Raw genomic sequence first — 13475 nt, 5'->3', positions numbered from 1 at the left:
GCCCGGCCGTGGTGGGGCCGGGTGGGGGAGGGTGCCCTGCGTCGCCTGGGCGCGGGGCGTGGTGGCTGGTGCCGGGTGGGGCCGGTCTTCGACCGGTCCCCTCGGCTGGTCTTGGTGATGACCGCGCAGGCTTCGAGCGTGTCGACCACGGCCCGGATGATCATGGCGCCGTTGCTGCGGTCGGTGACGGTCTTGGCCTGGTGGGTGAGGCCGCGGGCGGCGATGCGCCGCCAGGCGCCGTGGTCGCGGTCGCCCTGCCAGCCGCACCCTTGAACGTTGGGGCAGACGGCCCATTTCCAGCCCGGCGTGGTGGGCTGGTCGGGGGCTTTGCGATGTCGTAGCGGGGTCAGGCACTGTGGGCAGTGTTTGGAGGTGTTGCGGGCCGGGATGCCGACGACGGCGACACCCTGCTCGGCGGCGAGGTGCCGCATCCGGTCGACGATCTGCCCGCGCACCTGCTGCGATAGGCGCGTGCTCAGGCTGGCCCCCATCCCCTTGGCTTCCATCGACCGCAGGTCTTCCACGTAGATCACGGTCGCGCCCGCGGCGAGCGCCTGGTCCACGGTCCAGCGGGCGGCGGCCCACGCGAGCGCGGCGTTCAGGTTCTGGCGGCGCTGGGAGACGTGTCGGATCTCGTCGCGCAGCACGGCAAGCTTGCCCGCAAGTTGATGCCGAGAGTCGACGCCGATGAGCCGCTGATAGTGGTCGGCCTTGGCGTGCAGCCGCTCGCCGTGGCGGCGTAGGCGATGCTGCTTGGCCAGGACTCCGGCGGCCCGGAACTGGCCCCCAGCGCCCAACGCCGTGATCCGGCCATCGGTGTGCTGTCGCAGGGCGCCCGCGCTCAGCAGCGTGTTCAGGCCCCAGTCCACCCCGAGCGCCACCGTGTGCCCGGTGGGCCGGGCTTTCGGCACGGCGTGGGTGTAGGCGACATCGGCGCGTACCTGCCGGCCGGCCACGCGCAGGGTGGGTAGGTGCACCACCGCGCCCGCAGGCATCGTGGGCGGCAGGCTGATCGAGCAGGCCACCCACGTCCAGTCCCGATACCCCCGCGGATCCGGCCGTACCGGCAACTGCAGGCGCAGCAGCACCCTGCCCGGGTCGGTGTCGCCGCGTTCGATCGTGGCCTGCTGCCGGTCACACGCGGCCAGCAACAACATCCGCGAAACCTTCGGGACGCCTTCCAGTTCGAACACATCCACTGGCAGGCGGCCGTTGGCGTTGAGGAACCTGGCCACCTGCCGGGTGCGCGATTTGATGACGTTGGCGGGCAGATCCTTCCCGCCAGGGATCCCCTCCCGCACCTGGTCCCACTCCTGCGCGGTGCGCTTGCTCGGGTCGGCCGGCCAGGATGCCAGGACCGCGGCGGTCAGATCGGCACGCCACTGCACCGACCGCAGAACACGCCCAGCCTGCTCCTGAGCCATCCGCACGATCCGGTCATTAACCCTCACCCCCTCCGGGACGGTGACGGTCCAACCCAGCCGCCGCAACGCCATCCACGCGTTCGACGGCAACCGTCGGCCACCCGCGTCCACACCGCAGGCCAACACCTGCACATCCGCGGCATTCCACCGCTGCGCCAACAGCCCGGAAACCATGCCCGCCACCAGATCGGCACACCAGCCGACACGTTGCGCCACCACAGCCTGGGACAGGACCTCGCCGGACTTCTCATCCACGCCGGCGCGCACAAAAGCCCGGACACACGCGGTGCGGGAGGCCTCGCCCTCAGCCAGCGACACCATCCGACTCACCCGCCACCAACCTCACCACTGAACCGCCAACATGACAGCACCGCCACACGGCAACACTCACCGCCGGCGCAGACGACCCCCACCGCCCCGCATCAAACCAGAAGACACCGACACCCACGACCGACCAACGATCACTGACGATCCTTAACCAGGTCCTTCAGCCTGAACCTCGCGGGTCTCATCCGCCGCCACCGTGAACAGCGCAGATCCCGATGGCGGCGCCTTGATCCCGGCCGGCAGGCACTGCTCGCGCTCGCCCACCTGCGCAACAGTGACACCCTGACCCGCCTGGTCTGCGGATTCGAGATCGATTTCACGACGGCTTGGCGGTACGTCCCCGAAGCTGTCAACCTGCTTGCCGCCACCGCAGACGACCTGAACGCCGCAATGGCCCGGATCCGCCGGCTGGCCTACGCGATCCTCGACGGAACTCTGATCCCGATCGACGGAGTTGCCCACCGGAAGCCCTACTACTCGGGAAAGCACCGCCGTCACGGTGTTACACGGACGGGTCCCAGGCTGCGAGCTGATCGAAGATACGACGGTCGCCTTCGAACTTCAGGGAATCCAACGGTATACGGCCGTAGAAGAACAGGACCAGGTCACTGGCCGTGCCCCAGGCGGAGGCGTCGGCCGTGTCCGACTCCTTGCCGGCAGCGGGACCGCCGATGCGGGCGGCCTGTGCGCCGTCTTGGGACAGCCGAAGGCGCCAGGAGTGGCCCTCGGTGGCGTGGTAATCGACGACGGCGGGTTCGTGCGGCCAGGCGACATCCGTCGAGCAGAGGGTGAACTGGCAGTCGTCGAAACCGTCGAGGGCGATCTCCTCCGGTATCGGCTGCGGGACACCCCCGGTGAGCTGGACATCGTAGGTGTGCACCGCGATCTCAGGAACCTGGCGCCGTGCCCATGCACCCGAGGTCTGCGGTGACTGCGAGTCACCCCACCACGTCCAACAACCGCGATCCGGGCCGGCCTCGCGCAGCGCGCTCGCTAGTTGCTCGATGGACTCGGTCCACCAGGCCAGTAGAGCCTCGCGTTCCCGAGGCGCACCCGTGCCGCCTCCCCATGCGGACTCCTCCGGCGGAGCGTCCGCGGGCCCTGCGGTGACGATGGCGGCTGCTTTGCGGCGGCCCATGCCCACGTGTTGCACGAGATCGAACAGCGTCCGCTCGGGATGGGTCGGAACCTGCATGTCGAGGCTGGGCGCCGCGGCGACCGCGGCGCAGAAGGCGGTCGACCGTTCGTCAATCAGCCGCAGATGATCAGAGAACGTCAAAGTCTTGTGCACCCCGGCTTTCTACCAGTGTGCTCCGACAACCGGACAGCAATTTTCGCAGCCGACGCGGCGGCACTCCTGATCAAGCTCCGCGTCCGCACCGCGATGACCGACCAGACCCGCCTGGAGGGCCGCCACCTGGGCGGACGCCCGCCTTACGGCTACACCCTCCGCGACCTCGGGCCCCACCTCAACGCCACCAAGGCCGCCGACGGCAAACGCCTCAAGGGCTTGACTCCCGATCAGGAACCGCGCCGATCGTCCGGCGGATCTTCGCCAAGTTCCTCGCCGGAAACGGACTCTTCGCCATCGCCGAAGGACTCACCGCCAATCACGTACCCTGCCCGTCGGCGCATGACCGCGCCTGCAACCCGCACCGCAGCGGAATCGCCTGGTCCAAGAGCGCCCCGTTTGGGTCATCCTCACCAACTCCTAACCGTTGGCGGTGGCGAGCGCCAGGCAGGCCGGTCCTCAATCTCCGCTACGTCCGCCGCCGGTTGGCTACCGCGCGGCCCAGCATGGCCGCCCAGCCAACCGCGGCAAGCGCGCCGGCCACGGCAAGCCCGCTGAAGATGAGCCAGCTGTTGCCGCCGCCCGAGGCTGCGAAGACGCCCCTGCGGGCGCCGGTGTCACGGGCCGCCACGGTAGTGCCCGCGATCAGCCCATCTGGCTCGCCGTAAACGATGACGTCGTAGCGCGGCGTTCCGGCTTTGTCCGGGACGAAGTCGCCGTGCCAGGTGCACGTGCGTGCGCATTCCTCGTAGCGCGCAGTGAATGTGCCCACCGTGCCGTCGCCGGACCTTGCTCGCCAGGCTGGGGCGACGTCGGGTGCGGCGAGGGCCAGCCCGACAACTGCAAGGGTGGGAAGCCCAATCCACAGCAACAGCTTCACCCGTGAGCCAGCCATCCCGTCAGCCACGAGCGCACCGTAACGGCATCGATCAAGCCGCCCCATCAGCAGCCGCTCACCGCCGCGGCACCGCCCAGCGGCCTTCACGCAAGAGAGTCGTTGGGCGGGCTCAGCCGTCGAAGCGCCGATGGCCTGGCTGGCCTCGCGCACCCGATACAGTCGGGCTTGTCCGGCCAGCGTCCGCGGCAGCGTAGCCAGCTGGGGAAAGGCGCGCCTACCACAACGCCTTCCGCTGGGCCGGGAACGACAAGCGGCGCGGTCTCGTGCCGTGCAGCCACCGGCGCAAGTCGTCGACCGATTTTCCTCACCACCGCCTGGTGCATCAGCTGCAGATCGCCGGCGTCGTCCATGTCATGAGTTCTGCGCCGGGCCAGTCCAGCCACCGGCCGGGCGTCACGGTCGATCGTGTTGACCCACGGCTGACCCGCCCGCCGGAGGCGGAGATCATCCTGCGACGCTGGCCGCCGCCGGTTCGACCGCCGCCTCGGTACGCTCCGGCCGTCCTCGCACGGCGAAGGTGCCGATCGCGAACAGCGCTGCGAAGAAGACGCCATCGGGCAGGAGGAACCATGCCCCAGGCAGCCCGAGGGCGCCCAGGAGGCACGAGGCGATCATCGCGACCCCGATCCACCGCGGCAGCGTCCGGGCCCTGAGCATGGCGACGCCAAGGCAGATCGAGCCGACGACGAGGGCTAGGAGTGCGGCACCCTCGAAGGCGGCGAAGCCCGACGGTTCCTGTGCGGGGATGCCGCCGTGGGCGGCCAGGTACGGCTTGACGAACGCTTCGGTCGTGCCCTCGCCGACGTTGAGCATCACCAGCGCGGCGAATATGCCGGCGTAGCCGACGATGTGCAGCTTCGGCGCGCGTCCCGCGAAGGTCAGAATCACCGGCAGTCCCAGAGCGATGACGACGTCCCCGATCAGCGCGATCCCCTCGAACAGGGGCCAGAGCCGGTAGCGGAACACATCGTCGCCGCTGCCGGGCGCGAGCAGGTTCGCGGCGAGGTAGCCCGCCCCCGCGACGATCGTGCCGACGATGAGCGCCCATCCGGCGATGCGTCTCACATTCACGGTCATGGTTCCCTCCATCGGGTTCAGCGCCGAGCGCTGTGGGTCGTGCCGCCCGTCGTGGGCGTGCCCTCAGCGTCGGCCCGGCGGACTGCGGCGTCGTCGTGTTGCAGTCGGCACCAGGGTCATACCGCGGTCGCGAACCGGGCTGGCGAAATGCGACCTGCGGATGACGCCGCGCGGCCGCGTCCGTCGGCAGACTTGTGGGCGTGAGGCAGTTGGCGAAGCCGGTCCAGGCCGAGGCGCAGGTCCGGCCGCAGGCGCGGGTGGAGTCGACGGTGCATGCGTGGCTGCGGCGCCCGCCGGTGTGGCTGCTTTCTGACACGCTGCTCGCGTTCGCGATCACCGGCTTCGCCCAGGTCAACCTCGCCTACAACCTGGACAACTCGACCCCGTACGGCCCCATGCCGGTGGTGGTCACCGCCACGCTGGTGGCGACCTCGGCGTTGGCGCTGCGCCGGGTGGCGCCGCTCGCCACGGCCGTGATCGTCGCGGTCGCGATCGCCGGCCCGATGCTGGCGACGCCGCTGACCGTGACGCTGTGGGGGGACTTCCTGCCGATCCTGATCGCCACGTTCTCGGTGGCCCGGCACAGCGATCGGAGGCGGGCCTTCATCGGCGCGGCGGCGGTCGTCGCCGGGTTGGTGGTCGTGTTTCTGCGCAACCCGGAATCCGCCACCCTGGGCAATATCCCATTCGTCGCGGTGCCGATGGCGGCATGCTTCGTCGCCGCTCGGGTGCTGTGCGCCCGCGCCCGCAGCCAGTCCGACGACCGGGCCCGGGCCCAGCAACTGGAGGCCGAGCGCGAGGAGGCGATCCGGGCCGCGCTGGCCGAAGAGCGCGCCCGGATCGCACGCGAGTTGCACGACATCGTGGCGCACTGCGTCAGCGTCATGGTGGTCCAGGCGGGCGCGGCCGAGGACCTGCTTGACCGCGACCCGCAGAAGGCACGAGCACCGCTGCGCTCGGTTCAGGAAACCGGACGGCACGCGGTCGGCGAGCTGGGCAGGATGCTCGGCCTGCTACGTGGAGATCGGGCCCAGCTCGCGCTCAAGCCGCAGCCGAGCACAGCGGACCTGGCCGAGCTGGTCGACCACATGGCCGAGATCGGTCTGCCAGTGAAGCTCAGCGTGGAGGGAGAGGCCCGCCCGCTGCCGCCCGGTGTCGAGCTGACCGTCTACCGGGTCGTGCAGGAGGCGCTTACCAACGCGCTCAAGCACGCGGCGCCCACCACCGTGCACGTCCGGTTGCACTACGACGATCAGTCCGTGGTGGTCAACGTCCGCGACGCCGGGCGAACAGGTGGGTCGAACGGAGCCGATGCGAACCGGGTCGGGCACGGCCTCATCGGAATGCGCGAACGGGTCAGCCTCTACGGCGGGTGGCTCGAGACGGCGGAGATGCCCGCAGGTGGCTTCACCGTGACGGCGCGGCTGCCGCTGGAAGCGGCGCACACATGATCCGGGTCCTGCTCGTCGATGACCAGGCCCTCGTGCGCGGCGGCTTCCGCTCCATCCTCGATGGCCAGGATGACATCGAGGTGGTTGGCGAAGCGGCAGATGGCCGGGAGGCCATCGACCGGACGCGCACCCTGCTGCCGGACGTCATCCTCATGGACATCCGCATGCCGCGGCTGGACGGAATCGAAGCGACGCGTCGCCTGCTGGGTGGCGGCTGCCCAGCCCGCGTACTCATCCTCACGACATTCGACGAGGACGAGTACGTCTATCAGGCGCTGCGCGCCGGGGCGAGCGGCTTCCTGCTCAAGAGTGCGCCACCGCGCGAGCTGGCTGGGGCCGTCCGTACGGTCGCCGCCGGCGAAGCGCTGCTGGCACCGGAGATCACCCGCCGAATGATCGAGGAGTATGTCCGCCGCCCGAGGCCCGGTTCCGGCCGGGGCGCCGGGCTCGAGACACTGACCCCGCGCGAACTCGAGGTGCTGGGGCTCATCGCCCGCGGTCGCTCCAACGCCGAGATCGCCGCGGAGCTGTACCTGAGCGAGCCGACGGTCAAGACCCACATCACCCGCATCCTGGCCAAGCTGGGCCTGCGCGACCGGGTCCAGGCCGTTGTCTTCGCCTACGAGTGCGGACTCGTCCAGCCCGGGCGCTGATCGAAGGCGTAGCGCCACACCCCCGGCTTGGGCAGTGGGAACAGTGCGTCAATGGATGCCGGTTGCCCCGCCGTCGAGCAGCAAGCACGCGGACCGCGATGCGCACCCGGTGGGACATCTCGACCGCGGTGACCTCGACTTCCCAGGCGTCGAGAGGCTGTGCGACTGTGTGACCAGGTACGAATTGCGGGTGCTTGTTATCGTCGCCGCGACGCCGATGATCTCGGCGGCGAGGGAAGGGCGACACGAAGGGGCTGACGGCTGTTCGCCATTTTATGGTCAAACATGGTCATGAATGGTGGTCTATCATGGCCGTGTGAAGCTTTCGGAGTGGGCTCGCCGGCAGGGGGTGAGCTATCAGACGGCTTGGCGATGGGTGAAGGACGGCAGGATGCCGGTCCCCGTCCGTCAGGCGCCCTCCGGAACGTGGATCGTGATCGAGCCCGCGTGCGCCGAAGGTCGCGTGGTCGGGTACTGCCGTGTCTCCTCCGTCGATCAGGAAGACGACCTGGACGGTCAGGCGATACGGGTTGTGGAAGGCGCCAACGCGCGGGGCCTGGCCGTCGGTGAGGTGGTCAAGGAGGTCGGCTCCGGGCTCAACGGCAAGCGGCGCAAGCTGCACCGGTCCTGGCTGACCCGACCGCTGCGGTGATCGTGGTCGAGCACCGGGATCGGCTTGCCTGGTTCGGTGTGGAACACCTGGAGTCTGCGCTGTCCGCGGCGGGGCGGCGTGTGGTTGTCCTGAACTCGCAGGAGACCACCAGCGACGTGGTTCGGGACATCATCGAGGTGCTGACCTGGATGTGTGCCCGGCTGTTCGGGTATCGGGCGGCGAAGCACGGTGTTGCCGGGGCTGTGGCCGTGGCGACCGGTGAGGGCGCCGGGTGAAGAAGTTCCAGCCGCGGCCGGGTTTCGTCGTGCAGGCCTACCGATTCGCGCTCGATCCAGGCGCGGTGCAGGAGAAAGCGCTTCGGTCGCACTGCGGGGCGGCGCGGGCGGCCTACAACTGGGCCGTGTCGTGGGTGTCGGCGTCCTGGTGGCAACGTAAGGCGGAGGCCTCCTACGGTGTGCCCGAGGATCAGCTCACCGAGTGGCGGGCGTGGTCACTGCCTGCCCTGCGGAAGGCGTTCAACCGGGCCAAGCACACCGATGTCAGGTTCGCTGGCTGGTGGGAGGAAAACTCGAAGGAGGCGTACAGCACGGGCCTGGCGAACGCGGCGGCGGCGTTCGACAACTACGCCAAGTCCAAGCAGGGCAAGCGTAGAGGCAAGCGCGTGGGCATGCCCCGGTGGAAGTCCAAGCACAAGGCCCGGCTCGCCTGCCGGTTCACCACCGGCACCATCCGCGTCGAGCCGGACCGCCGCCACGTAACCCTGCCCCGGCTGGGAACGATCCGCACCCACGAATCCACCCGTAAGCTGCAACGGCGCATCGCGAACGGCACCGCCCGAGTCCTGTCGGCCAGCGTCAGGTTCGAGCGGGGCCGGTGGTTCTGCTCGTTCCAGGTCGAGGTCAGCAAGAACGCGCGCATCGCCGCCCGGCCCGGCGTTGTCGCAGGCGTGGATCTCGGCGTCAAGTGCCTCGCCGTGATGGCTGACTCGGCGGGTGCGGTCCAGTACGTGCCGAACCCGGCGCACTACGACGGCGCGCTCAAGCACCTCAAGCGGCTCTCTCGCCGGGTCTCCCGCCGTCAGGGTCCGGACCGGCGCACTGGGCGCAAGCCGTCCAGGCGGTGGGCGATCGCCAACGCCGAACGTAACCGCGTGCACCACCGGGTGGCGAATCTGCGGCAGGACGGCCTGCACAAACTCACCACCGCCATCACCGCCGAGTACGCCACCGTCGTGGTCGAAGACCTCAACGTGGCCGGCATGCTCCGTAACCGCCGCCTGGCCCGCAAGATCGCCGACGCCGGGTTCGCGCAGATCCGCCGCCAGATCACCTACAAGAGCGGCTGGGTCGGCGGCGAAACCATCGTCGCCGACCGCTGGTACCCGTCGTCCAAAACCTGCTCGAGCTGCCGCGTGGTGAAAGCCAAACTGCCGCTGCACGTCCGAGTCTTCGCCTGCGACGCCTGCGGCCTGGTCATCGACCGGGACGAGAACGCAGCCCGCAACCTCGCCGCCCTCGCGACGGCCGTAACAACTGGTACCGGAGTGGCCGGAGACCAGGACGCGCAAGCGTCGAAACCGCGTGGAGCCGACCGCAAGACCCGCGCCACCACCCGCAGCCGCAAGGCCACGGGTGGGCGGGCAGGTGGCGCAACCCTGCTACACCAACGGCAGGAGAAAACGCGAGACCGTCATCAGGACACCGAAGCTCTCACGCTTCGGTGACACCGTCACGGACCTTCCGAGTGGAAACACCCGGAATGCTGATACTCGACCAGAAGATCAGCAACGGCACGCAGAACCCGGTGATTCTGCGGGACGCCGAGTTCGGAGTGGTCCGAGTGCGGGCCTTCGGCGCCTACGCGGCGCGCGTGGTGGACGCGCAGAAGCTCCTGCGGGAGCTGGTCGGCACGGATCCGCAGTTCCGCACCGAGGAGGTGCAGGAATACCTGCGTCAGCTCATCGTGGGGCGGCTCGGCGGCGCGCTGGGCACCGCGGGGGTGCCGCTGCTGGATCTGGCGGCGCACCAGGACGCGATCGGCAGGCGGCTGGCCGCCGTGCTGACCGAGGAACTGGCCGAGGTCGGCATCGCGATCCCGAAGTTCGTGATCGAGAACGTCTCCGTGCCGCCGGAGGTGGAGCGGTCGCTGGACAAGCGGACCAGCATGGGCGCGGTCGGGGATCTGGACCGGTTCACCCGCTACCAGGCCGCCACCGCCCTGGAGGAGGCGGCGAAGAACCCGGGCGGGGGCGCGGGGGCCGGCATCGGGTTGGGCATGGGCATGGCCGCGGGCCAGCAGATGGCCAGGGGCATGGCGGGCGCGGGGACCGCGCCGGCCGCGGTGCCGCCGCCGCTGCCGAACCAGATGCAGTGGTACGTGGGCGTCGCCGGGCAGCGGCAGGGCCCGTTCGACCTGGGTGGGCTGGCCGAGCAGGTGGCCGCGGGCGCGCTGGTCGGGGACACGCTCGTGTGGCGGGCCGGCATGGCGCAGTGGCTGCCGGCCTCGCAGGTTCCGGAGCTGGCGTCGGTGCTGGCGAGTGTCCCACCGCCGCTGCCACCGCAATGACGCGGCACGCGAGCGGGCCGGGGCGCTCCCACGGGAGGGTGCGTTGATGAGTGACACTGCCGTCTCCCCACCGTCGTACCAGTGCGGGGGCTGCGGTGCCCGGGTGGAGTACTCACCGGGCACGGCGGTGCTGCGCTGCCCCTATTGCGGGCATCAGCAGCCGATCGCCGGTGCCGGCCGGGAGGTGCGTGAGCACCCGTACGCCGGGCTGGCCGCGCTGCCACGCAAGCCGGCGGCTAGCGTCGGCGCGTACACGTACGTGTGCCCGGGCTGCGGCGCCCGGACCGAGAGCGATGCCCTCGCTCAGCGGTGCCAGTTCTGCGCCACCCCGCTGGTGGCCGACGCTGCGGCGATTGAGCTGATCGCGCCGGAGGCGGTGTTGCCGTTCGCGGTTGATCAGGCGGGCGTGCGTACCGCCCTGGGCCGGTGGTGCCGCAGCCGCTGGTTCGCACCGAACAGTCTGAAGAAGATCAGCGAGGCGGAGAGCCTCAAGGGCACCTATCTGCCGCACTGGACGTTCGACGCGCGGACCGTCTCGGACTATCGGGGCCAGCGCGGCGAGTACTACTACGTCACCGAGACGTACACGGTGACGGTGGATGGCAGGCAGGAGACGCGCACCCGGCAGGTGCGGCATACCCGCTGGTACCCGGCGAGCGGCACCGTCGGCCGGGACTTCGATGACGTGCTGGTGCCCGCCACGACTGTCCTGCCGGAGAAGAGGCTGGACCAGTTGACGCCGTGGCCGTTGGCCGAGGCGGTCGCTTACCACGGCGACTACCTGGCCGGGTATCACGCGCTGCGATACGACACCGAGCCTGAGGCGGGGCTCGCCGAGGCGAAGGCCCGGATGGCGCCGGTGATCGAGCGGGACTGCCGGTCGGACATCGGCGGCGACGAGCAGCGGGTCAACTCCGTGCACACCATCTACGCGGACGTGACCTACAAACTGCTCCTGCTGCCGGTGTGGATCGCCGCGTACCTGCACGCCGGCCGGTCGTACCAGGTGCTGGTCAACGCCCGGACTGGCGAGGTCATCGGTGAGCGCCCGTACAGCGTCGCCAAGATCACTGCGGCGGTGCTGGCCGGGTTGGCGCTGGTCACGGCGGTGGTGCTGGCATACCTGATGAACCGCTGAGAGGGCGGGGACAACGACGTACCCGGCCCGTCCACCTGGTTCGGCCGCGGCGCTGGCCTTGGTGAAGGACTCGCCGGTCCAGACCCCGGTCACGCCGGCTCGTCACGGGCAGGGCGCCCCCGAGCAGACATCGACGATGTCGCCGGTGAGCAGGAACGTCGCCTTCTGCTCCTGCGCGCTGGGCTGGGCGCGCGGGAACTCGTGCGGGTCGTCGCCGTACTCCGCTCCGGCAGGCGGCAGGTTCGTCGGCGGTGGTGCGGTGGCGGCGCCGCTGTTCCAGATCACGATTGCCGAGCCGGTGTACGGGTATGCGGGGATCGGCGCGATGCCCCAGTACGGCGTGACGTCCAGTGACCAGCCGTCGGCGAGCGCCGGGGTGTGTAGGCGGGCACCGATGGTCCGCGCCTCGACCTCGGCTGCGGCCGGGGAGACCTGGTGGTCGCCGAAGGCCACGTGCATCAGCACCTGATGCGCCGGGGTGCCCGGCAGGGGCCTGTCGGTCATGTGCTGGGCGTACCCGTTGGCCTCGGACCGGTCCCACAGCATCTGCAGCAGCGCGAAGATCAGCTGCTGGTCGACCTTGTCCGGGTAGGACTGATCCATGATGCTCTGGAACGGGGCGAAGTCGAGGCTGCGCTGCAGCAGCGTTGAGTAGTTCATCGCCGGCACGCCGAGCACCGACCGGGTCCAGTCCTGAGCGATAGCGGTAAGGGCGCCGCCGTTGATGCCGCCCTGGCTGTTGCCGTCGTAGTGCAGCCCGCCCGGTGCGTCGATCAGCGGCTGCCCGTTGGCGTCCTGGAACGCCGGGGCGACGGTGAAACCGTCCGGGTGGATCATCGCCCGGCCCAGGAAGAGGAAGTTCAGGAAGCTCTGCTGCAGCCGGTCCGCCACTGCGGGGAAGGCGCTGAGGTCGGTGAAGGCGCCGGCGACGTACGGGACGTCGGCGTTTGCCATGCCGATCCAACTGGTGGCGCAGAAGGTGAAGTTGTGGGTGGCCGACATGGTCTTGACGTTGCCGGCGTTGATCTCGGTGGGTCGGCCGAGCAGGCCGTGGCCGTAGAGCGAGAGGTGCGCCGGATCGGCGGCGGAGGCGCTGCGCGGGATGTTGCAGACAAAGTCGGCCTGCAGCGTCGCGCCCGACGGCGTGGGTCGGGCGTCCGGCGTCTGCGCCTTCCCGTCGCCGCCGGCCGGCCCGTAGTGCAGCCGTGACCCGGGCCCGCCGTTGCCGGTCAGATAGGAAGGTACGGCGACGGTGCCGCTGACCTGCCGTGCGATTCGCGGATCCTGCTGCGGCGAGTAGTTCACGACCTGGGTGACGGTGAATGACGGCGTGTTCGCGCCGAGGGTGGCGAACGCGTCGTCGCGGATCGACAGCATCCGCCCGGTCAAACCCTGCTGGCTCGCCACCGTGAAGTCCCAGGCGAGGTAGAGGTCGTACCGCTTGACGCCGGCGGTGCTCAGGTTAGCGAGGATTCGCTTGATCTGGCGGGTGCGGAGGTCCCGGGGGTTGACGCCGGCGCCATTGACGTAGGCGCGGAACGTGGCCGGCGCCGGGATCAGCGCTCCCGCCCGGTCCCGCAGTCCGCGCAGCCCCACGACGTACCGGGTGCCCTCGGCGAGCGCGACGGCCGGTCGGATGATGAGCAGTTGGCGGTCGGGCTGGCCGGCGGCGTGCGCGTCCAGCTCGGCCCAGTACGGTGTGCGCTGGCCGGTGGCCGTGTTGAGCAGCACAATCGCCGCGTCCGGCGCCAGCGAGCGGCCGATGTCGGTGACCGGCGCGATGCCGGTGGCTGAGGCGTCGAGGCCGGGCACGTGCACCAGGATCGGCGTGCCGGGGCTGTATCCGTCCTGCCGGTTCCATTCGGTCGGGTCGATCGGGACGCCCCGGATGTTGGCCGGCATCGAGGCGGCCGCGAACTGCACCCGCCGTCCCGTGGGGCTGACGGGGATGCTCCTATGGATGTCAAGCGGTGTTCAGGGCGGCGAAGTCGGTGAGGAGAGCTGCGTGAACCTCGCGGACGACGTACCGCTTGAGGCA

Annotated in this window: 10 protein-coding genes and 3 pseudogenes; 8 read left to right on the top strand and 5 right to left on the bottom strand. The window is 70.0% G+C overall.

The window, feature by feature from the left end:
• A partial coding sequence (locus ACWEVO_RS13455) for a zinc ribbon domain-containing protein (protein WP_452307823.1) occupies nucleotides 1-1745 on the bottom strand: 1745 nt, incomplete at its 3' end.
• Between the two features lie 171 nt (nucleotides 1746-1916).
• On the opposite strand from ACWEVO_RS13455, the pseudogene ACWEVO_RS13450 reads away from it, so the two are divergent.
• Nucleotides 1917-2255 (top strand): annotated as a pseudogene (locus ACWEVO_RS13450) (transposase family protein); the annotation flags it as partial.
• Here the strand turns inward: ACWEVO_RS13450 and ACWEVO_RS13445 are convergent.
• Nucleotides 2254-3042, bottom strand: a complete 789-nt coding sequence (locus ACWEVO_RS13445; protein ID WP_452307822.1) for a maleylpyruvate isomerase N-terminal domain-containing protein — start codon at nucleotides 3040-3042, stop codon at nucleotides 2254-2256. The pseudogene ACWEVO_RS13450 and the gene ACWEVO_RS13445 sit on opposite strands and share 2 nt — an antisense overlap.
• Before the next feature lie 17 nt (nucleotides 3043-3059).
• On the opposite strand from ACWEVO_RS13445, the pseudogene ACWEVO_RS13440 reads away from it, so the two are divergent.
• A pseudogene (locus ACWEVO_RS13440) lies at nucleotides 3060-3377 on the top strand (hypothetical protein); the annotation flags it as partial.
• Between the two features lie 134 nt (nucleotides 3378-3511).
• Here the strand turns inward: ACWEVO_RS13440 and ACWEVO_RS13435 are convergent.
• Nucleotides 3512-4090, bottom strand: a complete 579-nt coding sequence (locus ACWEVO_RS13435) for a hypothetical protein (RefSeq protein WP_452307824.1) — start codon at nucleotides 4088-4090, stop codon at nucleotides 3512-3514.
• Between the two features lie 294 nt (nucleotides 4091-4384).
• Nucleotides 4385-5017, bottom strand: coding sequence for a hypothetical protein (locus tag ACWEVO_RS13430; protein ID WP_452307821.1), 633 nt, complete (start codon nucleotides 5015-5017; stop codon nucleotides 4385-4387).
• Nucleotides 5018-5217: 200 nt separating this feature from the next.
• On the opposite strand from ACWEVO_RS13430, the gene ACWEVO_RS13425 reads away from it, so the two are divergent.
• The 6 genes and pseudogenes from ACWEVO_RS13425 to ACWEVO_RS13400 all read left to right on the top strand — a co-directional run bounded on the left by ACWEVO_RS13425 (nucleotide 5218) and on the right by ACWEVO_RS13400 (nucleotide 11437).
• Nucleotides 5218-6468, top strand: a complete 1251-nt coding sequence (locus ACWEVO_RS13425) for a sensor histidine kinase (protein ID WP_452307820.1) — start codon at nucleotides 5218-5220, stop codon at nucleotides 6466-6468.
• The gene (locus tag ACWEVO_RS13420; RefSeq protein WP_452307819.1) at nucleotides 6465-7121 is read left to right on the top strand and encodes a response regulator; all 657 of its coding nucleotides are present in this window, start codon (nucleotides 6465-6467) and stop codon (nucleotides 7119-7121) included. The genes ACWEVO_RS13425 and ACWEVO_RS13420 overlap by 4 nt, the downstream gene beginning before the upstream one ends.
• A gap of 316 nt (nucleotides 7122-7437) precedes the next feature.
• Nucleotides 7438-8009 (top strand): annotated as a pseudogene (locus tag ACWEVO_RS13415) (IS607 family transposase).
• On the top strand, nucleotides 8006-9457 hold the full coding sequence (gene tnpB / locus ACWEVO_RS13410) for an IS607 family element RNA-guided endonuclease TnpB (RefSeq protein ID WP_452307818.1): 1452 nt from the start codon (nucleotides 8006-8008) through the stop codon (nucleotides 9455-9457). Before ACWEVO_RS13415 ends, tnpB begins: the two are co-directional and overlap by 4 nt.
• A gap of 20 nt (nucleotides 9458-9477) precedes the next feature.
• Nucleotides 9478-10299, top strand: coding sequence for an SPFH domain-containing protein (locus tag ACWEVO_RS13405; protein WP_452307817.1), 822 nt, complete (start codon nucleotides 9478-9480; stop codon nucleotides 10297-10299).
• 46 nt (nucleotides 10300-10345) lie between these two features.
• Nucleotides 10346-11437, top strand: a complete 1092-nt coding sequence (locus tag ACWEVO_RS13400; protein ID WP_452307816.1) for a hypothetical protein — start codon at nucleotides 10346-10348, stop codon at nucleotides 11435-11437.
• Between the two features lie 102 nt (nucleotides 11438-11539).
• Here ACWEVO_RS13400 and ACWEVO_RS13395 read toward each other — a convergent pair whose 3' ends face one another.
• Nucleotides 11540-13360 (bottom strand): hypothetical protein, encoded by a 1821-nt coding sequence (locus ACWEVO_RS13395; RefSeq protein ID WP_452307815.1) that lies wholly within the window; start codon nucleotides 13358-13360, stop codon nucleotides 11540-11542.
• Between the last annotated feature and the right edge of the window lie 115 nt (nucleotides 13361-13475).

Source organism: Micromonospora sp. NPDC003776 (assembly GCF_053605645.1).
This window is presented reverse-complemented; position numbering and strand designations above follow the sequence as displayed.